This is a genomic window from Amycolatopsis marina (assembly GCF_900111885.1).
GTDB lineage: Bacteria > Actinomycetota > Actinomycetes > Mycobacteriales > Pseudonocardiaceae > Amycolatopsis > Amycolatopsis marina.
Genome location: NZ_FOKG01000038.1, coordinates 1 through 20,813 on the forward strand (window position 1 = coordinate 1; position 20,813 = coordinate 20,813).

The 20,813-nt window shown below is 66.3% G+C and carries 20 protein-coding genes and 1 pseudogene; 7 read left to right on the top strand and 14 right to left on the bottom strand.

What is annotated here, in order from left to right; genetic code table 11:
* A partial coding sequence (locus BM199_RS31825) for a transposase (RefSeq protein WP_177242879.1) occupies nucleotides 1–327 on the top strand: 327 nt, incomplete at its 5' end.
* Here the strand turns inward: BM199_RS31825 and BM199_RS31830 are convergent.
* From BM199_RS31830 to BM199_RS31865, 8 genes are all read right to left on the bottom strand, one after another.
* Nucleotides 324–758, bottom strand: coding sequence for a TRAP transporter small permease (locus BM199_RS31830; protein WP_245788987.1), 435 nt, complete (start codon nucleotides 756–758; stop codon nucleotides 324–326). The two genes, BM199_RS31825 and BM199_RS31830, sit on opposite strands and share 4 nt — an antisense overlap.
* Nucleotides 759–883: 125 nt before the next feature.
* A complete protein-coding gene (locus BM199_RS34105; RefSeq protein ID WP_091679665.1) occupies nucleotides 884–1,753 on the bottom strand; it encodes an SMP-30/gluconolactonase/LRE family protein in 870 nt (289 codons plus the stop codon).
* A gap of 563 nt (nucleotides 1,754–2,316) precedes the next feature.
* Nucleotides 2,317–3,513: a TetR/AcrR family transcriptional regulator gene (locus tag BM199_RS31840; protein ID WP_091679668.1), complete on the bottom strand. Its 1,197-nt coding sequence runs from the start codon at nucleotides 3,511–3,513 to the stop codon at nucleotides 2,317–2,319.
* Nucleotides 3,514–3,542: 29 nt separating this feature from the next.
* Nucleotides 3,543–5,090, bottom strand: coding sequence for a long-chain-fatty-acid--CoA ligase (locus BM199_RS31845; RefSeq protein WP_091679671.1), 1,548 nt, complete (start codon nucleotides 5,088–5,090; stop codon nucleotides 3,543–3,545).
* A 114-nt stretch (nucleotides 5,091–5,204) separates the two neighbouring features.
* On the bottom strand, nucleotides 5,205–6,035 hold the full coding sequence (locus tag BM199_RS31850) for an SDR family NAD(P)-dependent oxidoreductase (RefSeq protein WP_177242881.1): 831 nt from the start codon (nucleotides 6,033–6,035) through the stop codon (nucleotides 5,205–5,207).
* A gap of 94 nt (nucleotides 6,036–6,129) precedes the next feature.
* The gene (locus BM199_RS31855) at nucleotides 6,130–6,537 is read right to left on the bottom strand and encodes a MaoC/PaaZ C-terminal domain-containing protein (protein ID WP_091679674.1); all 408 of its coding nucleotides are present in this window, start codon (nucleotides 6,535–6,537) and stop codon (nucleotides 6,130–6,132) included.
* Nucleotides 6,534–6,992: a MaoC family dehydratase N-terminal domain-containing protein gene (locus BM199_RS31860; protein WP_091679677.1), complete on the bottom strand. Its 459-nt coding sequence runs from the start codon at nucleotides 6,990–6,992 to the stop codon at nucleotides 6,534–6,536. Before BM199_RS31860 ends, BM199_RS31855 begins: the two co-directional genes overlap by 4 nt.
* Nucleotide 6,993: 1 nt before the next feature.
* On the bottom strand, nucleotides 6,994–8,181 hold the full coding sequence (locus BM199_RS31865; protein WP_091679679.1) for a lipid-transfer protein: 1,188 nt from the start codon (nucleotides 8,179–8,181) through the stop codon (nucleotides 6,994–6,996).
* A gap of 125 nt (nucleotides 8,182–8,306) precedes the next feature.
* Between BM199_RS31865 and BM199_RS31870 the strand changes: the two genes are divergently transcribed.
* The 4 genes from BM199_RS31870 (at nucleotide 8,307) to BM199_RS31885 (ending at nucleotide 13,103) form a co-directional block, all read left to right on the top strand.
* On the top strand, nucleotides 8,307–9,170 hold the full coding sequence (locus BM199_RS31870) for an SMP-30/gluconolactonase/LRE family protein (protein ID WP_091679682.1): 864 nt from the start codon (nucleotides 8,307–8,309) through the stop codon (nucleotides 9,168–9,170).
* A gap of 100 nt (nucleotides 9,171–9,270) precedes the next feature.
* Nucleotides 9,271–11,481 carry an alpha/beta hydrolase gene (locus BM199_RS31875; RefSeq protein ID WP_245788983.1) on the top strand — a complete coding sequence of 737 codons (2,211 nt, stop codon included), beginning with the start codon at nucleotides 9,271–9,273 and terminating at the stop codon, nucleotides 11,479–11,481.
* 66 nt (nucleotides 11,482–11,547) lie between these two features.
* Nucleotides 11,548–12,627, top strand: a complete 1,080-nt coding sequence (locus BM199_RS31880; protein WP_091679684.1) for an NAD(P)H-dependent amine dehydrogenase family protein — start codon at nucleotides 11,548–11,550, stop codon at nucleotides 12,625–12,627.
* Nucleotides 12,624–13,103 (top strand): carboxymuconolactone decarboxylase family protein, encoded by a 480-nt coding sequence (locus BM199_RS31885; RefSeq protein ID WP_091679686.1) that lies wholly within the window; start codon nucleotides 12,624–12,626, stop codon nucleotides 13,101–13,103. Before BM199_RS31880 ends, BM199_RS31885 begins: the two co-directional genes overlap by 4 nt.
* Nucleotides 13,104–13,114: 11 nt before the next feature.
* Here BM199_RS31885 and BM199_RS31890 read toward each other — a convergent pair whose 3' ends face one another.
* The 3 genes from BM199_RS31890 to BM199_RS31900 all read right to left on the bottom strand — a co-directional run bounded on the left by BM199_RS31890 (nucleotide 13,115) and on the right by BM199_RS31900 (nucleotide 16,645).
* A complete protein-coding gene (locus BM199_RS31890) occupies nucleotides 13,115–14,677 on the bottom strand; it encodes a GMC oxidoreductase (RefSeq protein ID WP_245788985.1) in 1,563 nt (520 codons plus the stop codon).
* 254 nt (nucleotides 14,678–14,931) lie between these two features.
* Entirely contained in the window at nucleotides 14,932–15,708 is a 777-nt protein-coding gene (locus BM199_RS31895; RefSeq protein ID WP_091679691.1) for a glucose 1-dehydrogenase, read from the bottom strand.
* A 79-nt stretch (nucleotides 15,709–15,787) separates the two neighbouring features.
* Entirely contained in the window at nucleotides 15,788–16,645 is an 858-nt protein-coding gene (locus BM199_RS31900; protein WP_091679694.1) for a helix-turn-helix transcriptional regulator, read from the bottom strand.
* A gap of 159 nt (nucleotides 16,646–16,804) precedes the next feature.
* Between BM199_RS31900 and BM199_RS31905 the strand changes: the two genes are divergently transcribed.
* Together BM199_RS31905 and BM199_RS31910 are read left to right on the top strand one after the other, a co-directional pair.
* Complete coding sequence (locus tag BM199_RS31905) at nucleotides 16,805–17,152, top strand: YciI family protein (protein ID WP_091679697.1); 348 nt, start codon at nucleotides 16,805–16,807, stop codon at nucleotides 17,150–17,152.
* 50 nt (nucleotides 17,153–17,202) lie between these two features.
* Nucleotides 17,203–17,469 (top strand): annotated as a pseudogene (locus tag BM199_RS31910) (sigma factor); the annotation flags it as partial.
* A 58-nt stretch (nucleotides 17,470–17,527) separates the two neighbouring features.
* Here the strand turns inward: BM199_RS31910 and BM199_RS31915 are convergent.
* From BM199_RS31915 to BM199_RS31925, 3 genes are all read right to left on the bottom strand, one after another.
* Nucleotides 17,528–18,655 carry a glutathione-independent formaldehyde dehydrogenase gene (locus tag BM199_RS31915; protein WP_091679700.1) on the bottom strand — a complete coding sequence of 376 codons (1,128 nt, stop codon included), beginning with the start codon at nucleotides 18,653–18,655 and terminating at the stop codon, nucleotides 17,528–17,530.
* A gap of 110 nt (nucleotides 18,656–18,765) precedes the next feature.
* A complete protein-coding gene (locus tag BM199_RS31920) occupies nucleotides 18,766–19,896 on the bottom strand; it encodes an ABC transporter permease (protein ID WP_091679702.1) in 1,131 nt (376 codons plus the stop codon).
* 1 nt (nucleotide 19,897) lies between these two features.
* Complete coding sequence (locus tag BM199_RS31925) at nucleotides 19,898–20,794, bottom strand: ABC transporter ATP-binding protein (protein WP_091679705.1); 897 nt, start codon at nucleotides 20,792–20,794, stop codon at nucleotides 19,898–19,900.
* Nucleotides 20,795–20,813: the final 19 nt, after the last annotated feature.

Consider the following 20,813-nt stretch of genomic DNA (forward strand, 5'->3'; position numbering starts at 1 on the left):
GACCGCCAGCTGCACCTGGTGATGGACAACTACGCCGCCCACAAACGCGTCGAGGTCCGCGACTGGCTGGGGGCTAATCCACGAATCCGCGTGCATTTCACCCCGACCTCCGCATCGTGGCTCAACCTCGTCGAGGTGTGGTTCGGCATCATCGAGCGCCAGGCCATCCGCCGCGGCACCTTCCGCTCCGTCCGCGACCTCAACACCAAGATCCGCGCCTTCATCAACGGCTGGAACAACCGCTGCCACCCCTTCATCTGGACCAAAACCCCCGACCAGATCCTCGCCAAGGCCAACCGTCAGACGACTTCAAACACGGCACACTAGCGCCCTGTGGAATCCCGATCAGCGGTACCCGAGCCCGTCCTGGAGAAAATATTCACGATCACTTCGATCGCACACGCTGTCGCACCGATCGGCACGAAGAATCGCGCTGGCCAGATCGCCACTCCCGCGGCGCCTCCGCGTTCTCCGACCGCATATTGCCGTAACGCCTCTTCCCAGCCCCACCACGCCATCGAGATCAGGACGATCAGGAAGAGCACCTTCCCGACAACAACGAACTCACGGCGAAGCTGAGCAGGCAGGCGATCGAAAATGAGGGGAGCATCGATGTGTTCGCCGTATCGCTCCGCCAGTGCGAAGCCGAAGAATGCGATCGCCACCATGTACCAGAACGACACATACTCCATCGATCCGGCGAGGGGACTGCTCACCGCGAAACGCAGCACGGCATCTGTGAGTACGGTCAGCATCATCAGCACCACGCCGATACCGCCCAGCAGACCGATCGACGACCGGCACAGCGCGAGCAGTCGGCCCGAACCAAAATCCCGCATATCGCGACGCATCCGAACGACCTTCCGATGCTCCCCTCGGGGAATTACCGTGACGGCAACTGGGGGCGGAAGGGATCGAGGCCTCGTTCCCCTGTGTACACGTCGAACACCACGAACGCCCCTGGCATGGCGACGAACGGCGCATGGTTCGTCACCAGCAGCCGGTCGCCGAGGAACTTCATGCTGCCCGGAGTGTCCAGCGGCACTTCGAGCAGCAGGTTCTCCACCTCGTTCGCCGGGTTCCGCTTGATCTCCTCACCCTCGGGGGAGATGGCCACCACTGAGTTCGAACCCAGCCCGAGCGCCGCGTAGACGTTCCCGGATTCGGCGATCGCGATTCCGTCGAGTCCGATTCCTGGCTCGCTCTCCCAGAAGGTCTCGAGATCGCGCGGACTGCCGTCATCATTCACCGTCAACGTGAAGATCTTCCCTGTCGCCGGCAACGTGGGTTCACCGCGGAGCAGATTTCCCAGCGTGTCCAATGGGCCGGTCATCGTCTGGGCGAACATCAATGTTTTGCCGTCCGCCATGACCTCGATGCCGTTCGGACCGAACGGGCTGAGAATTCGCGTGTCGGTGAACCACTCCTCTGCCTCACCGCCGCCCGGTGGAACACGCCAGATGAGATTCTGGGCCACGTCCGTGACGAACAGGGTTCCGTCCGGAGTGAACGCGAGGTCATCGGCGTAGGCGCACTGGGTCGCCAGCACCAGCACCGGACCTGGGACACACAGGTCCCGGACCTGGCTGAACGTCGCATAGTCCCACTGTTCGCCGGTGTTCGGGTCGAGCGCGACAATCCGCTGCGGATACCGGTCCACAATGTAGAGAACGCCCTCGGCGTCCATCGCCATACCCAGCACGCCCGAGCCCCGCGAAGGATCCTGTCCCTCGATCTCGAACTCGTCGAGCAACTCCCCATTCTCACTGTACTTGAAGACACGGGAGGGACCGTTCGGTAGTTCTAAGACGTTTTGATGTGTGGATACGTAAACCGTTCCGTCGGGAGCGACAACAATTCCCTCCGGATGCCCCGGGTCAGGAACCTCGGAGAAGATTCCAATGTCCAGGTAGTCTCGCGACGTCGCCTGCGATGACCAAGCGCTCGATGCGCCCAGGAGCCCCAGGGACAGAATAACGACAACCGCGAATGCCAGAGTATTTTTGCACGCGGCACGCGCCTGACGAGTCATAGCGTTCCTTTCGGTAACGGTGCAATCCGTTGAGCCCGCTGTAGCCGAGAGGCGGTACGAGATCTCGTCGAGTCCATGCGCCCGGGTCGCACGGAAACGACGGTCCCGGTCGAGAGCCACCAGAACGACCGTGACTTGCGTCGCATCTCGGTAGGTCGTCAAGTTACCTGAACCTGACGCCAGATTCAAGTTCGACTTGGCCACCATCCGCGGCCCGAGGAGGTTTGCGTCCAGGCGTGCGCTGTGTGCTGCTTACCGGATCGGGAAGTTCGGCCTGGTGGGCGTCAGCCGGCTTTGGCCGACCCTGGCACCAGGATCGCCTCGCCGAGCAGCTTGAGCGTGTCCCGCGTTCCGGGCTGTTCACGCAGGTGCGGGGTCCGGGCCATGTCGTTGGCGACGGTGAGGACGGCCCGCACCCGAATTCTCGCCTCTGCCTCGTGCATGTGCGGGTGATTGACGCGCATCAGGTGCAGCCACTCGCTGACGTAGTCTCGCTGGCCCTGTTCGACACGCGTACGGGCGTCCCCTTCGAGATGCCGGGCTTCGGTGATCAGAATGTCGACGTAGTCGCTGTGTGTCGCCGTGAAGTCGACATAGGACACGAGGAGCCGGTTCAGTGCGTCGGCGGCGGTGCTCGCACCTTCGAGGCTGCGGTACATGTCGTACCGCAGCCACTCCTCGCCACGCGCGAGCGCCACGGCGAGCAACTGCTGCTTGGATTCGAAATGGTGGTAGACACTCGGACCGGAGATACCGGCCTGCGCACCGATCTCCTCCATGCTCACCGATCCGTAGCCACGTCCGGCGATCAGCATGATCGCCGCTCTGAGCAGTTGTTCGCGTCGCACGATCGGCGCGAACCCGCTCGGCCGAGGACCGACGGCGGGCGTGGGCGTAGCCGGAACCAGGGTCAGCACCGTCCTGGTGATCTCCTGAAGGAGTTGCGCGAACTGCGGACGAGCCAGTTCCCCGGCACGGTGGGAGACACTGCACAGTGCCGAGCAGGCGCACTGCGCCAGCAGTTCGGCCTCCCTGGCGCTCAACTCGGGTCGCCGGACGCGTATGAGCTCGGCCAGCAGGTCGACCGTGACGACGATCTCGGAGCGCAGCAGCGCGTACTCCCCCGGCGGCAGGCTGCGTGCCTCCCGCTGCCACAGCGCTCCCAGACGGCTGCCCTCCGTGGCGACCCCGGCCATCCTGTGTGCGAGTTCGTCCAAACCGACTGACACGGACCGCGCGAACACGTCCCGGAACGGGACCATCTCCGCCACGACCGCGGCGGTGAGCAGTTTCGGTTTGCTCGCGAAGTGCCGGTACAGCGCGGAGGAACTCACGTTCACCGCGTCCGCCACGTCGCTCATGCCCACCTGCTCGTACCCGAACCGGTGGAACAGATCCGTGGCGGCGGCGACGATCAGCGCACGCCGGTTCCTCGGCCGGGTGCCGCGTGGCGGCGCCGTGACCGCTTCCTCCCCTGACATCTCACTCCTCGCACGTCGCTGCGCGACGCTCAACCTACCCCCCGGCCGCCGTCGGGCCAGTACCTGCGTCGCAGTTCGCGTTTGAGAATCTTTCCGGCACCGGACACCGGGAGTGCGTCGACGAACTCGGCACTGCGCGGCGACTTGTACGCCGCGATGTGGCCGCGGCAGAACTCGCGCAACTCGGCTGCCGAACTCGTCAGCCCTGGCCGGAGCACGACGACGGCGTGCACACGTTCGCCCCACTCGTCGTCCGGCACGCCGATGACCGCACACGCCGCGACGGCAGGATGCTTTCCGAGCACGTTCTCGACCTCGGCCGAGTACACGTTCTCACCACCGCTGATGATCATGTCCTTGATCCGGTCCACGACGAACACGTATCCGCGCTCATTCATGTACCCGGCGTCACCGGTGTGCATCCAGCCGCCGCGCAACGCTGTCGCGGTGTCCTGCTCCCGTTTCCAGTACCCGAGCATGACGTGATCGCCACGCACCACGATCTCACCCACGACTCCCCTGCCGACCTCGTTGTCCGACTCGTCCACGATCCGGACCTCCGCATGCGGGGCCGCGCGCCCGGCCGACCGGCGCAACTCCGGGTCGGCGTGGTCGCTGGGCCGCAGCACGGTGGCGACCGGAGACAGCTCGGTCATCCCGTACGCCTGGGCGAAGGACGCACGTGAGAACAGTTCGCTCGCGCGGTTCAGCAGTGTCTCGGAGATCGGCGAGGTGCCGTAGAGCACGTGCCGGAGCTCGGACAGGTCCGCACCCTGGGCGTCCGGGTGGTCGACCATGAGCTGGATCATCGTGGGCACCAGCAGCACATCGGTGATCTTGTGCTCCGCCATGGTGGCCAGCAGCCCCTGCGGAGTGAAGCCGGACACCATCACGTGGGTCGCCCCCGTGAACAGACCACTGACCCAGACGAAAATGTCCGCAAGATGGAACATCGGTGCGACATGCAGCATCCGCCCGCCCTGGCTCAGCCAGTCGCCGGTGGCGAAACAGCCGAGGGCATTCATCAGCACACTGTCGTGACTGAGCATCACGCCCTTCGGGCTACCGGTGGTGCCGCCGGTGTAGAACAGCCCGAACAGCGCGTCCCCGCCGCGCCGCGCATCCTCGACCGGATCTGCATCCGCGATCAGCCCCTCGTAGGCGACCATGTCGTCCGGGCAGACACCATCGCCGCAGTAGACCAGTGTCTCCAGCCCGTCGCACCGCTCCCGAAGCTGCCCCGCCATTTCCCGGAAGTTCTCGTCCACCAGCAGCACCCTGGTCTCCGACTCGTTCAGGGCATAGGCGATCTCGGCCGCACTCCACCTGTTGTTCACCGGATTCAGGACCGCGTCCGCCCAGGGAACGGCCAGTAGGTACTCGTGATAGCGGTCGGAATTCAGCCCGAGCATGCCCACCCGGTCGTCCGTCGCCACCCCGAGCCCACGGAGGCCACCCGCGAGCCGCGCGATCCGATCACATGATTCACCGACGCTTCGGCTCCGCTGACCGTCGACGGTGAGCAACCGGTCAGGGTCCTGCTGCACAGCCTGATGGAGCGTTTGCGTGAGATACATGAGCCATTACTCCTAAAGTGATCGAGAGATGATTTCTTTCATGATCTCGTTTCTTCCGCCTGCCGAGGCAGTCGTCGACGAGGGTGCGGGCGATTTCGAGAGCTCATTGCGCGATCAGGCCGAGAACCCGCCGCCGCACACCAGTGTCTGTCCGCTGATGTAGTTGGACTCCGGAGTGCACAACAGGTACACCGCGCCCGCGGCCTCATCGGCCGTGCCGCCCCTACCGAGGGGGATGTCTCGTTCCATCGTCGCGAGGAGGTCTGGATTCACTCCGACCTTGATCTCCTTGCCCTGCACATCGATGACACCGTCACCGCCCGCCGGGGTTTCGGTGAGGCGGGTGCGGATCAGGCCGAACGCGACCGTGTTGACGGTGACGTTGTAGCGACCCCACTCCTTCGCGAGTGTCTTGCTCAGCCCCGTCACACCGGCCTTGGCCGCGCCGTAGTTGGCCTGCCCCGCGTTGCCACCGAGGCCGGCGATCGAGGAGATGTTCACGACCTTCCGGCACGGGACCGGTATTCCGGCGGCACGATCGGCCTTCACCGCCGCGGAGATGACCGGCTGGGCCGCGCGCAGAATCCGGAACGGCGCCTTGAGGTGGACGTCGAACATTGCCTCCCACTGTTCATCGGTCATCTTCTGAATCACCGAGTCCCAGGTATAGCCGGCGTTGTTCACGATGATGTCCACAGTTCCGAACGCGTCCACGGCACATTCCACGAAGCGCTCACCGAAATCCTCTTCGGTGACATTGCCGATGCACGCGACCGCCTGCCCTCCAGCGGATTCGATCGCACCCACTGTCTCCTCGGCCGGCTCGGCGTCGAGGTCGTTGACCACGACTCGTGCGCCCTCCGCGGCCAGTTTGGTCGCGATCGCCCTGCCGATGCCGCGGCCGGAGCCGGAGACGAGTGCGACTTTTCCGTTCAGATTTCCCATTATTCTCGTAAATCCTCTCGATAAACCGGATCGTCGGGGTTGTGCGCAATGTGGCCGCACCGGCGTGGTGTGCATGACGCGCGGCACGAACCCCTCAGTCTGTGGCGATGACTGCTTCGCCCAGCAACGTCGTCGTACCGTCCCGCAGCGTGACACTGATCGCGACGGTGGCACGGCGTTCACCGTCCACCTCCTCCACGGCGGTCACCCGGCCGGTGCACGCCGGCTCCGCGTGCACCGGCGTGATCGCGGTGAACCGTGCGCGCAGTGCCCGGATTCGATGCTGCGGCACCCAGTCGGTCAGGAGTCGGCCCGCGTGCGCCATCGTGAGCATGCCGTGCACGAAGACGTCCTCCGCGCCCGCCGACCTGGCCGCGTCGATATCGATGTGTACGGGATTGTGATCGCCGGACCCGCCCGCGAAGAGCGCCAGTGTCGCTCGCGAGATCGGGGCGAGGCTCAGCCCGGGCAGCTCGTCCCCGACCTCGACAACGAAGCTCATTCCCCATCCTCCCTGGCCCGCACGACAACGAGGTCGTTCAGTTCCGCGACTCGGCGGCCCGAATCATCGTGGACAGTCGTTCCGCGGGCGATGAACTGCAGCGCGCCGCCCTTCTTGCTGTAGACGTCCTCGATCCGGCCGCGAGCGGTCAGTACGTCACCTGCGTAGGCCATGGAGTGGAAGGTGAAGCTCTGCTCACCGTGCAACACGTCGCGCAGGTCCACCCCGATCGCATCGAGCCAGTCGAACGGGTCGGGACGCTCGTTCTGCAATGCACAGAGGAAGGTCGGCGGCACAGGGATATCCGGATGACCGGCCGCCAGTGCGGCCTCGACATCGTGGTAGATCGGGTCAGTCTGACCGGTGGCCTTGGCGAACAGCCGCAGCCGTCCCCGCTCGACGAGCATCGTGACGGTGGGGGTCTCCGTGCCGATCACGCCAGGATCGACCGGCATCTCAGTCCACCCTCCGGTACAGCGAGACCACGCACGCACCTCCGAGGCCGAGGTTGTGCTGCAGTGCCACTTTCGCTCCGTCCACCTGACGGTCCCCCGCCGCACCGCGCAACTGCCACGTCAACTCCGCGCACTGCGCCAGGCCGGTCGCGCCGAGCGGATGCCCCTTGGAAAGCAACCCGCCAGACGGGTTCGTGACCACCTGCCCGCCGTAGGTGTTCTGCCCGTCCAGCACGAACTTCTCCGCAGTACCTTCCGGCGTGAGACCGAGTGCCTCGTAGCTCAGCAGCTCGTTCGTGGTGAAGCAGTCATGCAGCTCGACGACCGGCACGTCCTCCGGGCCGATACCGGCTGTCTCGTACACGGCACGCGCCGCCTGAACGGTCATGTCGTATCCGACGACCTTCGTCAGGTCCTGCTCGTCGAAGGTGCTCGGCCGATCCGTGGTCATCGCCTGGGCGGCGATCTCGACGCCTGCGTTCAGCCCGTGCGCACGCGCGAACTCGGGACTGCAGATCACCGCCGCCGCTGCCCCGCACGTAGGCGGGCAGCACTGAAGCCGGGTCAGCGGACCGAAGATGTGGGGTGACCGCAGCACATCGTCGACCGTCACCGGATCGCGGAACACCGCGCCCGGATTGTTCGCAGCGTGTTTGCGTGCCTTGACCGAGATCCGCGCGAACGTCTCCGGCTTGGTGTCGTGCCGTTGCGCATATACCGCGCCCGCACCGCCGAAATACTGCGCTGCCATCGGAACATCGTCGTCGAAGCCCTGCACGCCTTCGACGACGGAGCTGAAGCGGTCGAACGGTGTCGGCCGGTCGTCCCACTTCGCGCCGAGCGCGCCACGCTGCATCTGCTCGAATCCCACAGCCAGAACGCAGTCCGCCGCGCCGCACTCCACGGCCTGCCGGGCGAGCCACAATGCCGATGAGCCCGTCGAGCAGTTGTTGTTCACGTTCACGACCGGGATTCCTGTCATCCCCACCCGGTACAGAACGTTCTGACCAGAAGTCGAGTCACCATATACATAGCCGACGTACGCCTGCTGGACCGAGCCGTAGCTCACGCCCGCGTCGGCCAACGCACGGCGAATCGCGTCCTCGCCCATCAGATCGTAGGTTCTGGCCTTACTCGGCGTGGAGAACGGCACAAGGCCAACTCCAGCCACCCGAGCCCGCTGAGTCATCACGACGCCTTCCCTGCTGGAACAGCTTCCTGCCGGTCTTGTCACATCAGCCTAGGGCTGATTCACTTACCGGTAAAGAGGCAGTCTGCGGCTGCCGTGGTTGACAACGCGAAGGGGCGCAGGAGATGACCAGCAGAACGGCCAGCGTGGTCCGAGACGGTTTCCAGTACCTGGAGGGGGCTCGCTGGCACGAAGACGAACTGTGGTTCTCGGACATTCCCCGGGGCACGGTGCACCGGATGCGGGCCGATGGCGAACTGTCCGTCGCGGCCACTGTGGACGCCAAGCCTTCGGGTCTCGGATTCACCCCCGATGGCACACCGCTCGTCGTCACGCAGGCTGATTCGGCGTTGCGCAGGATCACCCGAACCGGCGACACCGAGATCATTGCTTCGTTGAGCGAGGTCGCGGTAGGGGCGAACGACATGTGGGTGGACTCAAACGGGCGCGCCTATATCACCCAGATCGGATATGACCTGTTCAACGGCGCGGAGGCCGAAGGGGCGTCGATGATCGTCGTGAGTCCCGAAGGTGAGGTGACGGTGGCCGGCAAGGATCTGGTGTGCCCCAATGGAGTGGGCCTCAGTCCCGACGGAAAGACACTCTACGTGGCGGAGACGTTCAACTTCCGGCTTACCGCGTTCGATGTGGACGAGCGTGGCAACCTCGGCAATCAACGGGTGTTCAAGCAGTTCGACAGCTTGGAGAACGACGCGCTGGACGGCTTGTGTGTCGACTCCTCGGGAGCGGTGTGGGTGACCTGCCCGTTCAGCAGTGAAGTTCGCCGAATCACACCGGACGGTGTGGTCACCGACCGGGTCGCGACCGCGACGCCGGGGCATTGGGTGGTCTCGTGCGCACTCGGTGGCCCCGACCGCCGAACCCTGTACATGTGCTGTGCCGAGACGGATCTGGAACGCATGTCGAACAATTTCGAAGGAACCGCTCGGGTGGAAGCCGTGGAAGTGGACGTGCCAGGAGTCGGGTGACCGCACACGGTTTCCTGCCGCTTTCTGCGCCGTGGCATCGCGGGTGCGGTTCAGCCCGCCCGCGGTGTCGCGGCGCAGCGGCGCAGCTAAGATCATCCTCGTGACCGGGGACACGAGAGTGGAATCAGCCATAGTGGACAACGAGAACGCCGATGAAAGGACTTCGCGCAAGCGCGGTCCGCGGCGGTGGGGAAAGGTCGCCGCGGGCCCACGGCCCGCCTGGCACGGCGCGGCAGTGCTGTTGGCGCTGACGACAGCGGCGCTCGTCGGCTGGAACGCGGTGGACCAGGCCTCGCCTGGCACGGGGTTCGTTCTCGCCACCCAGAGCGCGATCAACCTGCTGATCGCCATCGTCGCCTCGGCTGTCCTCACAGGTCTCGCGTTCGTGACCGTCGGCCGGTTCAAGGCGCTTCCCTGGTGGTACCTGTGGACGTTGGGCACCTGCCTGATTCTGTTGCTGACCCTCGGCGCCGGGGCGAGCCGGATCGCCTGGCTGCTCGCGGTCGCGGTACTCGTCGCAGGCAGCTCCTTGCTCGGCGCGGCGCTCGGCGGCCTGCTCGGTCCGGGTCGCCGACCGGTCGCACTCCGGGACCGAAGGCTCGTGGTACTCGGCCTCGCGGTCGTCTTCCTCGGCGGACCCGCACTCTGGCTGTTCACCGCGGGGCAGGGGCCGGCCGCGCCGAGCGACGCAGGCACACCCGCGACGACGATCAAGAGCGATCCTGCCGCTCCCGGCCCCTTCGAGGTCAGCACACTCAGCTACGGCTCCGGCAGCGACACCCGGGAGCGGTACGGGCAGTCTGCCGACCTGCGGACCGAGCCCGTCGACGCCTCGGACATCATCAAGGGCTGGGATGGGCAGCGCGAGTCCCTGTGGGGATTCGGCACCGAGAACCTCCCACTGAACGCCCAGGTGTGGTATCCGCAGGGTGACGGTCCGTTCCCGCTGGTACTGATCGCGCACGGCAACAAGAGCAACGACGCGGCCTCAGAGGCCGGGTTCGGGTATCTCGGCGAGCTACTCGCGAGCCAGGGATTCATCACCGCGTCCGTCGACCAGAACTTTCTCAACACCAGCGTTCTGGACCGCTCCGGTGGGCTCAGCGGGGTGGACGTCGCACGCGGCTGGTTGCTGCTGGAGCATCTCCGCGCCTGGGACTCGTGGAACCAGGCCCCCGAAGGACAGTTCGCCGGGAAGGTCGACATGGGCAACATCGGCCTCATCGGACATTCCCGCGGTGGTGAGGCCATTGCCGTGGCGAGCTACCTGGAAGGACTCGACCGGCTTCCCGGAAACGAGTCGGTGTCACTCGACCACGAATTCGACATCCGCTCCCTGCTTGCGCTGGCCCCCGCCGACGGCCAGTACCAACCGGACGGCGAGCCGATCCACCTCGAAGACGTGAACTATCTGGCACTGCAGGGATCCCATGACGCCGACGTCACCACCTTCGGCGGGCTCAACCAGTACGAGCGAATCTCGTTCAGCGGAGACGAGCAGTTCCTCAAGGCCGCGCTCTATGTGGCCCGGGCGAACCACGGACAGTTCAACAGTCGCTGGGGCAACCGCGATGTCGGGGATGGCCTGACGAAGCTCTTCATCGACGCCGGGGCGCTGATTCCCGCGGCGGACCAGCGTCGCATCGCGCAGATGTACGCGTCGTCGTTTCTGCGTACGACGCTGACGGACGATTCCGCCGCCGCCGACCTGTTGCGGGATCACCGGGCTGGTGGCAAGTGGCTTCCGGAGACAAACTATGTCAATCAGTTCTCCGACAGCTCTGCCACCACCGCCAACGAGCTGACCATGCGCACGGAGGGTTTCCGGACGACGGACGACGTCCATCTGCCGTTGCGCGGTGGCCCAGGCAACGACATCGTCCGGTTGCTGGAGTGGGACCGAGGCGAGGACGCGCCGGCGCTCACAACGGAATTCTCCCCCGCGACCACGCAGGCCCGGCACCTCGTCTTCGACGCCGTCGCCAACACCGAAGGTGGCGACCTCACCGGCAGCGTGAGGGTACGGGTCACCGACGGATCCGGGCGGTCGGCGACCGTTCCCCTGGCCCAGACCATGCCGCTGGAGCACCTGGTGCGGGGCCAGTACCTGAAGAGTTCCTTGCTGCACAGCGGCGCACTCACCGAACCCGTTCTCCAGACCTATCGCGTGCCACTGACGGCTTTCACCTCGGCCACGAACGGCCTGGATCCCGCCGATATCCGTTCCGTGACACTGCTGTTCGACAACACCAAGAGTGGGTCCGTGTTCGTCGACGATCTCCGTCTCACTAATGAGGGGGCGATCCGGTAGGCAGCGGCGGTAGATGGCCCGGTCGGCCCTGTCGGGCCGGGCCACAAGTTCGTTAGCCTGCGACTCATGATCGCCACAGTGGTGTGGGGTACGGGCAATGTCGGTCGTGCGGCGATTCGCGCGGTCGAGGCACATCCCGCGCTGACACTCGCGGCCGTGCTCGTGCACAACCCGGGCAAGGTCGGGCGGGACGCGGGCGAACTCGGTGGGCTCGACCGCGAGCTGGGTGTGGTGGCGACCGACGACATCGACGCGGTACTCGCGGCCGGACCGCGGGCCGTGGTGTACGCGGGGTCCGGGGACACCCGTCCGGGCGAGGCGCTCACCGACATCACCAGGGCGATACGGGCGGGAGCCGTGGTCGTCACTCCCGCGATGTACGCGCTCTACGACCAGCGCAACGCCCCGGCGGAACTGCGCGATCCCGTACTGGCCGCCGTCACGGCCGGCGGTGGGTCGTTGTTCGTCTCCGGTGTGGATCCCGGTTGGGGCAACGACGTGCTGCCGCTGCTGATCAGTGGTCTCGGCACCACAGTGGACGCCGTCCGCTGTCAGGAGATCTTCGACTACTCCACCTACGACCAGCCCGACTCGGTTCGCTATCTCGTGGGGATGGGCCAGCCGATGGACTACGAGCCGCCGATGCTCGCTGCGACCGTCCCGACGATGGTGTGGGGCGGGCAGGTGCGTCTGCTGGCCAGGGCACTCGACGTCACGCTCGACGAGATCCGGGAGACCGTGCACCGCCGCCCGTTGGAGACAGCCGTCGGCACGAGGACCATGGGCGAGTTCGCAGCGGGAACTCAGGGCGCGGCGCGGTTCGAGGTGCGGGGCATCGTCGGTGGTGAGCCGCGGATCATCATCGAGCACGTCACCCGCATCCACCCCTCGTGTGCTCCGGACTGGCCGCAGCCACCGAACTCCGCGGGGGCCCACCGGGTGATCATCGAGGGCAGGCCGCGAATCGAGGTCACGGTCGAGGCCACCGATGAGGGCGAGAACCGTTCCGCGGGCGGCAATGCCACCGCCGTGGGCAGGCTGGTGAATGCCATCGACTGGCTCGTGGACGCGGAGCCAGGACTGTACGACGCGCTCGACGTCCCGCTGCGCCCCGCAGTCGGCAAACTCGGAAAGGCACCACGATGAACATCGACATCCCCGAGGGCAAGGACGCGATCCAGTATGTCTGGGGCGAGATGGTCCCCGGCATCGGACCCGCCGCCTCGAACTTCTCGCTGGCGGTCTACGCGCACACGACCCTCGGCCTCCGCGAGTTCGAGGCCGCTCGGCTGCGGGTCGCACAGATCAACGGGTGCGTCTTCTGCCTTGACTGGCGGACCGAAAGGGACGGGCAGAAGGTCGAGGAGGAGTTCGCCGACGCGGTGACCCAGTGGCGCACCACCGACGCCTTCGACGACCGCACCCGGCTTGCCGCCGAGTACGCCGAGCGATACGCCCTGGATCACCACGGTCTCGACGAGGAGTTCTGGTCCCGGATGACCGAACACTACAGCCAGCTCGAGATCGTGGAACTGAGCATGAGCATCGGCGCCTGGCTGGCCTTCGGCAGGCTCAACCATGTGCTGGGTCTCGACACCGTGTGCGTGCTGCCGAACCACTGACGCCCCAGGCGCTACAGGTCCGTGGCGACGATCCGCTCGATGTTCCGCTCGGCGAGCGCGGTGATGGTGACGAACGGATTGACGCTGGTGTTACCGGGAATCAGCGAACCGTCCATAACGTACAAACCCGGGTGGCCGTGCAGGCGACCGTAGTTGTCGGTGGCCTTGTTCAGCACCGCCCCGCCCAGGGGATGATATGTGAGATGATCGCCCCAGATCTTGTACGCGCCGAAGAGATCGGTCCGGTAGATCGTCCCCTCCGTTGAGTTGATCCTATCGAAGATCGTCTTCGCCGCGTCGATGGACGGCTGCTTCCAAGCGGTCTGCCAGTTCAACTCCGCCCTGCCGGTTGCGGCATTCCAGGAGAACTGGCCGCGATTCGGGTTCTTGGTGATCGACAGGTAGAACGAGGCGTAGGTCTCGATCCCCGTGGGCAGCGGAGCGACCTCGGCGAAGGCCCCGCCTGCGTCCCAGTTGTCGATGCCCGCGGTCGGCATCGCCGACTGCAGTTTGCCGGTCGCGTCCCACATGTGGTTCGCACGACCACACATCACATTACCGTTGTCGCCCCAGCCCTTGCCGACCTCGCTGTTCAGCTTGGGCAGCGCCCCCGTGGCCTTCAGTTTGGTCAGGAGTTTGCTGGTGCCGACACTGCCGGCCGCGAAGAACACCTTGTCCGCGGTCACGGTCTTGGTGGCCGTGGTGTCACCGGTGGTGTCCAACTGGTCGATGGCGACCGTGTAACCGCCTCCCGTAACCGGAGCGACCGAGGTAACCCGGTGCAGCGGCGAGATGGTGACCCGGCCGGTCGCCTTCGCCCTGGCGAGATAGGTCTGCAACAGTGATTTCTTGCCGTAGTTGTTGCCGTAGAGGACCTCACCGGCCAAGGCGGATCTGGGGACCGTCCCGGCGGCCTCCTGTTTCATGTAGTCCCAGTCGTAGACGTTGGGCACGAAGACGAACGGGAAGCCTGACCGCTGCGCGTGTTTGCGCCCGACTCGGGCGTACTGGTAGCAGTCGGTCGTCTCCCACCAGGACTGATCGACGTGGGTGACGCCCAGTCCGGCGTTGGCGCGGGGGTAGTAGACGTCGTACATCTCGTCCGCGTTGACCGATGGGAGCACGCCGCCGAAGTGCTGTCGTCTTGGGGTCACCGCCATTCCACCGTTGACCAGCGACCCGCCGCCGATGCCACGGCCCTGGTAGACAGTGATACCGCTGAAGTCCTCGGCGTCCAGGATGCCCGTGTAGCGGGATATGTCCCGGTCGATCGGAAAACCGAGGAAGTTGCTCAGCGGCTGCTTGGTTCTGGTGCGCAGCCAGAACGACCGATCGTCCGGATTGGTGGTGTTGGCGAAGATCTTGCCGTCCGAGCCGGGTGTGTCCCAGGACATGCCCATCTCGACCATGTGCACGTCGACGCCGGCCTGAGCGAGACGCAATGCGGCGACCGAACCACCGTATCCGGTACCGATGACCAACACCGGAACGTGCGCACCGGGAGCGATCGACCCGCCGGCTCGGGCGATCCTGGGAGCCGCGGCGGCGGTGCCCGCGAGAGCGAAGCCCCCCAATATAGAACTGGTTCCAGCGATAAACGTACGTCTGCTGAGTCTATTGGATGCGTTGGCACGCCTTGGATCGTCGCTCATGTGACTGTCCTCACTATCGACGGATGAGAACAAGTTATACTGACCAGCACGAGGCAAGTCACTACGTACCCAGTGGTAACTTGGCGCGTGGTGACGCATAGGTGATCAACACCGGTAGCGGTCTCCGGGGACGAATAAGCACCGCCCCAGCACGAACACGATGAGCCCGTGCGTCGTCAGGCAGCGATGGCCGCGACCAGTCCGCCGTCGATGATCAGATCCTGGCCGTTGACGTAGGACGCGTCGGCCGAGGCGAGGAAGGCGACGGCGTCGGCGACGTCCTCGGAGGTACCGAGGCGGCCGGTGACCACGCCAGCGACGACGCCGTCGTGTGCCTCGGCCGGGACGGCGTCGTGGAACATCGGGGTTTCGATGTATCCGGGGCTCACCGAGTTGACCCGTACTCCCCTTGGGCCCAGTTCCGCCGCGAGGGTGTGCGCCAGATTGTGCACGGCCGCCTTGGTGGCGGCGTAGAGAGAACCCCCTGGCAGGCCGCGGTGCAACGTCCAGGACGCGTTGATCACGATCGCCGCGTCGTCGGACAGCAGCGGGACGGTCTTCTGGATGGTGAAGAACACGCCCTTGAAGTTGATGTCCACGACGCGGTCGAACTCTGCCTCCGTGACGTCGCCGTTCGGCTGGAACGACGCGACGCCCGCGTTGGCGAAGACCACGTCCAGCCGCCCGTAGCGGTCGCCGATAGCCGCTGTCAGCGCGTCGAGATCGGCGAGATCGGCCACGTCACCACGAATCGCCAGCACTCGGTCGCCGCCGTCCAGATCTTTGACCGCGGCGTCCAACCGAGCCTGATCACGGCCGGTGATGATCACCTGTGCGCCCTCGCCGAGCAGCCGCCGTGCGGTGGCCAGCCCCATTCCGCTCGTGCCACCGGTGATGAGGGCGATCCTGTCGTCGAACCGGGACGTGCGCCGCGTTGCGGAAGTCTGTGTCATAGGGCCAGCGTGCCGACCGGCACGCTGGCCGAACAGGGCTCGATCATCCGGGGAGTGGCACCACCAGGTTCGGCGGCAATCAGGCCGGAGCGCCGACGCCGGCGCCCAGCAGCCGGTCGAGCCGGTCACCGGTTCCGCTGCCGGGTCTCGGGTTGTACAGCTCCAGCCGCCAGCCCGGGCGATCCGCGACCGCCAGGGTCGTCTTGTCGAAGATCAGGTCGCCGACCTCGGAGTGGTGCACGGCTTTCACCGCTTGTGTGTGGGCGCCGACCTCGTGCCGCGCCCACAACTCGGCGAACTCCCTGCTCACGCTGCTGAGATCCGCGATCAGTCTGGCGAACTCCGGATCCGCGGGAGAATGCGCCGCGTCCGCCCGGAAGGCGGCGACGACAGCGGGGGCGACCGCTGCCCAGTGGGCGTGGGCTGCGCGGTAGCGGGCGTTGGTGAAGAACGTGATCAGGCAGTTGTGGTCGACGTCGTCGTAGCCGAACACCGTCCGCGCCGATTCGTTGACGGCGAGCAGGTTCCAGTACCGGTCCTGCAGTATCGCGGGGCGGGGCAGCCATGCGTCGATCAGCTGGCGCAACTCCGGGGTGACCTCGGCACCGCGCGCACCGCCTGCCTGCGCCGGGGGGTTGAGGCCGGCCAACAGGTAGAGGTGAGCACGCTCGGGTTCGGACAGGCGCAACGCCCTGCTGATCGCGTCCAGCACCTCCGTCGAGACGTTGATGTCACGGCCCTGCTCGAGCCAGGTGTACCAGGACACGCCGACCCCCGCGAGCACGGCGACCTCCTCGCGCCGCAGTCCCGGCGTCCGGCGCCTGCCCACTGTCGGCATGCCGACGTCGGCGGGTGTGAGCCGTGCACGGCAGGTGCGCAGGAAGTCCCGGAGCTGCTCGCGGCGCTGCCTCGTCGCCGCAGCGTATTCGCTGGTCATAGGTCATGATAACCGTGGCTCGACAACGTACTTTGGTGTCGTTGACGACCTCGCCGGAAAAAATCGGCGGACATGTCCATCTGGCCCCCGGCCATTCGTGGTTATGTCGTGCGGCGGCCATGCCGTACGGAGTACGACGAGACACTAAGGAACCAGACCATGAAGTACATGTTGCTGATCACCGCTGGCACCGTCGACGAGAACGGCGGTGCAGCCGGATGCAGCGTCGAGGACTGGATGACCTACGACAAGGAAGTGCGGGAGGCGGGGATCAGGGTTTCCGGCGAGTCGTTGGCGGACCTGGTGACCGCCACGACCGTGCGAGTCGACCAGGACGGCAGGCGGATGGTGACCGACGGGCCCTTCGCCGAGACCCGGGAGGTTCTCGGCGGCTTCTACGTGATCGACGTGCCGGACCTTGATGCGGCGCTCGACTGGGCCGCTCGCTGTCCTGGCGCGCGAGACGGTTCTGTCGTGGTCCGACCGGTCGCCGACTTCGGGGCCTGAGCGCCATGGGCGAGCGGGCCGCTGACGCTTCGACCTCGGCCGACGCGCCGATGGCGTCGGTAGCGGCGGTGTTCCGGGAGGAACGCGGCCGGTTGTTGGCGGCCCTCGTCCGCCGCTTCGGTGATCTCGACCTGGCCGAGGAGGTGACCTCCGAGGCGATCGAGGCGGCGCTGTCGCACTGGCCCACCGAGGGGGTCCCGCCCGCGCCCGGAGCGTGGCTGATGACCACGGCGCGCCGCAAGGCCGTCGACCGGCTGCGCCGCGACCACGTGTTCGCCACACGACTGGCCGTTCTGGCCGGTACCGAACCAGAGCGCACGCTCCTGAGACGCAAGCTCGAGACGTGACCGACCGCGCCGACGTGGTCTTCGAGAGCTACGGCGTCAGCACCACCTTGGAGTAACCCTCCTCACGACGGTCGAAGCGGGCGTAGGCATCGGCGGCCTCATCGAGCGGTCGACGCTTCGACACCACGAAACTCGGCTCAGCGCGGCCGGCGATGATGAGATCACGCAAATGGCGGTTGTAGGCCTTGACGTTGGCCTGTCCGCTGCCCATGCGCAGGCCCTTCTCGAAGTATCGACCTATATCGATGAGCAGCTTGCCCTGCTTCGCCTCCTCGCTCGGCGCACCGGGATCGTTCGGCAAGTACAGCCCAACGACGCCCAGCGTGCCGGTAGGCCGCACGGTCTCGATCAGGTTGTTGAGCACCACGGCAGGCTGCTCCTCACCACCGGAGACCGTGGCCTGGTAACCGACCGCGTCGATGCCCTTGTCGGTACCGCCCGCGGTTCGCTCCTGGATCTGCTCGGGTGCACTGCCTCGGCTGAAGTCGATCGCGGTCGCACCGATCTGCTCGGCGAGCCGCAGGCGGTCGGCCACCTTGTCCACCACGAACACCTCGGATGCGCCGCGCAGAAGCGCGGAGTACGCGGCCATCAGACCCACCGGACCTGCACCGTAAACGGCCACCGTCTCCCCCGGTGACACGTGTGCCAGCTCCGTGGCGTGGTAACCGGTGGGAAAGATGTCAGCGAGCATGGCGAAGTCATCCTCGTGCTCCTCGCCGCGGGGCAACTGCAGGCAGTTGAAGTCCGCGAACGGAACGCGCAGGTACTCCGCCTGCCCACCCATGTACGGCCCCATGCCCACGTACCCGTACGCACCGCCGGCGAATCCGGGATTGACCGTCAGGCAGAATCCGGTGTTGCCCGCGAGGCAGTTCCGGCAGAACCCGCAGGCGATGTTGAACGGCATGCAGACGCGATCTCCCTCCTGCACGCTCACGACACCGGATCCGACCTCCTCGACGACGCCCATGTTCTCGTGGCCGAACACGATGCCCGGCTCGGCAACGGTGCGTCCCTCGTACATGTGCAGATCGGACCCGCAGATGGCGGTCGACGTGATCCGGACGATCACGTCCGTCGGCTGCTCCACCCGCGGGTCCTCGACCTGCTCAACCTCGACGTCGTTCGGGCCCCTGTACACCACTGCACGCATCTCGCACTCCTCGGATGTCGGAATCGTTCTATTTCGACTACCCGAGGGGGAGCGCAAATATGCACGAACGCTGTTGGTTCCAGCGGAGTCAGGATCGACAGGCACGTGTTTCAGTTCGCGCGGGTCCAGGCCTGCGTGAGCCGGACCTTTCCGCCGGTCAGTAGCAGCGAGCCGGAGTAGAGCCTGCTCGCCAGCAGCACGATCAGCGTGAGCGTGCCGACCAGCAGGCCGAGCGCCACGAACGGTTCCCAGACCTGTGCCTGCCCCACGAACAACCGGACCGGCATGGCCACAGCCGAGGAGAATGGCACATAGGACAGCACGGTGAGCACCGTGGCGTTGTCGGAGAAGAACATGACCCCGAAGTACGGTCCCATCACCAGCATCATCACCAGTCCCATGCTCGATCCGAGATCCTCCTGCCTGCTCACCAGCGCGCCCGCGACCGCCCACATCGCCGCCAGCAGGACGAATCCGAGGCACAGGAAGGGAACGAACCAGCCCAGCGCGGGTGCGATCACCCCGAGCAACTCCTCGTGACCGCCGAGCCGCAGTGCGATGGGCGCCGCCACGGCCAGCACCACCACCTGCCCCAGGTTCAGCAGTGTGTGGCCAAGGATCTTGCCTGCCAGCAGCGCGCGCACCGGAACGGTCGCGACGAGGATTTCCACGACCCTGGTCTGCTTCTCGGTCACCGTGCTCTGGGCGATCGCCGCCCCGCCCATGCCGCACATCAGAAACACCAGCGCGAGCACCATGATCGCGAGTTGCCGCTCGCCCTCACCGACCTCGGCCGGCTCCAGCAGGTCCAGCGGCGGCGACGCACTCAGCGCGCCCACCACAGCACCGGGCACATCGGACAGCGCGATGACGCGCACACCGGTGACCGATTCACCGGTGGTGTCCGGGACGACCGCGGCCTCGACCTCCTCGCTGCGCACCAGCCGCTCGGCCTCCCGTGCGTCGCCCACCTCGCGAACGTCCAGGTCGGCACCGTCCAAACCAGCCGCCGCCCCCGGGCCTGCCGCGGCGACGGTCGTCGATCCACCGCCGAACACCGACGGCAGGATCGTCAGCGCGAACAACCCGACGACGAGCAACCCCAGTCCGATCCAGAAACCCTTCATCCCCAGGAAGCTCCTGATCTCGCGCTCGGCGACCAACCAGGTGGCCGACGCGAAGGAAATGTCCTGCTCCCCCTCGACTTCCTCGCGCTGCTCGCGCTGTGCCACAACGCTCATGTCAGATCGCCTCCCTGAAGATCTCGTTGAGCGACGGCACGGCAGGGGTGAAGCTGCGCACCTCGCCCCGTTGCATCGCTTCCCGCAGGACGTACTGGGCGGAGAGCGGCTCGCCGCTCGGCGCGGCCGCCAGCTCGATCAGCGCTCGCGCACCGTCCAACTCCACCACCCGCACCCCGGCCAGGTCGCGCAGCCAGCCGGCGTCCGCGCCGACGACCAGTTCGAAACGCGCCGAGCCATACCTCGCGCGCAGTTCGTCCCGCGCGCCGCTCGCGGCGATCGAACCGTTGGAGATGATCACCACTTCGTCGCAGAGGCGCTCGACCACCGCGAGCTGATGACTCGAGAACAACACGGGAACGCCGTCGGCGGCCCGGTCACGCAGCACTCCGAGCACCGTCTCGACGGCGATCGGGTCAAGACCGGAGAACGGCTCGTCGAGGATCAGGGCGACCGGGTCGTGCACCAGTGCGGCAGCGATCTGCACGCGCTGCTGGTTGCCGAGCGACAACGCCTCCAGCTTGTCGTTCGCACGCTCGGTGAGATCCAGCTGTTCCAGCAGGCGTTCGGTGTTCGCTCGTGCCCGGACCTGGCCCAGCCCGTGCAGCCTGCCGAACCAGGTCACCTGCTCGGCGACCTTCATCTTCGGGTACAGCCCGCGCTCCTCCGGCATGTACCCGAACCGCCGCCGGGTCCGCTGCGTCACCGGATCTCCCTGCCACGTCACCGCCCCGCCGTGCGCGGCGAGGACACCGAGAATGATCCGCATCGTCGTGGTCTTGCCGGAGCCGTTGGCACCGAGAAACCCGGTCATCCGTCCCGGCCGCACGTCGAAGGACACGTCGTTGAGGACCCGGCGGTCGCCGAAGCTCCTGCTGATCGTCGTCAACTGCAACATGATCAGGAGGCTATGCCGG

Coding starts and splice junctions, on each gene's coding strand:
- BM199_RS31895 (WP_091679691.1), bottom strand. CDS start 15,708: ATGACACAGACTTCCGCAACGCGGCGCACGTCCCGGTTCGACGACAGG.
- BM199_RS31925 (WP_091679705.1), bottom strand. CDS start 20,794: ATGTTGCAGTTGACGACGATCAGCAGGAGCTTCGGCGACCGCCGGGTC.
- BM199_RS31840 (WP_091679668.1), bottom strand. CDS start 3,513: ATGTCAGGGGAGGAAGCGGTCACGGCGCCGCCACGCGGCACCCGGCCG.
- BM199_RS31860 (WP_091679677.1), bottom strand. CDS start 6,992: ATGCCGGTCGATCCTGGCGTGATCGGCACGGAGACCCCCACCGTCACG.
- BM199_RS31880 (WP_091679684.1), top strand. CDS start 11,548: ATGATCGCCACAGTGGTGTGGGGTACGGGCAATGTCGGTCGTGCGGCG.
- BM199_RS31905 (WP_091679697.1), top strand. CDS start 16,805: ATGAAGTACATGTTGCTGATCACCGCTGGCACCGTCGACGAGAACGGC.
- BM199_RS31830 (WP_245788987.1), bottom strand. CDS start 758: ATGATGCTGACCGTACTCACAGATGCCGTGCTGCGTTTCGCGGTGAGC.
- BM199_RS31870 (WP_091679682.1), top strand. CDS start 8,307: ATGACCAGCAGAACGGCCAGCGTGGTCCGAGACGGTTTCCAGTACCTG.
- BM199_RS31920 (WP_091679702.1), bottom strand. CDS start 19,896: ATGAGCGTTGTGGCACAGCGCGAGCAGCGCGAGGAAGTCGAGGGGGAG.
- BM199_RS31900 (WP_091679694.1), bottom strand. CDS start 16,645: ATGACCAGCGAATACGCTGCGGCGACGAGGCAGCGCCGCGAGCAGCTC.
- BM199_RS31885 (WP_091679686.1), top strand. CDS start 12,624: ATGAACATCGACATCCCCGAGGGCAAGGACGCGATCCAGTATGTCTGG.
- BM199_RS31915 (WP_091679700.1), bottom strand. CDS start 18,655: ATGCGTGCAGTGGTGTACAGGGGCCCGAACGACGTCGAGGTTGAGCAG.
- BM199_RS31850 (WP_177242881.1), bottom strand. CDS start 6,035: ATGGGAAATCTGAACGGAAAAGTCGCACTCGTCTCCGGCTCCGGCCGC.
- BM199_RS31845 (WP_091679671.1), bottom strand. CDS start 5,090: ATGTATCTCACGCAAACGCTCCATCAGGCTGTGCAGCAGGACCCTGAC.
- BM199_RS31865 (WP_091679679.1), bottom strand. CDS start 8,181: ATGACTCAGCGGGCTCGGGTGGCTGGAGTTGGCCTTGTGCCGTTCTCC.
- BM199_RS31855 (WP_091679674.1), bottom strand. CDS start 6,537: ATGAGCTTCGTTGTCGAGGTCGGGGACGAGCTGCCCGGGCTGAGCCTC.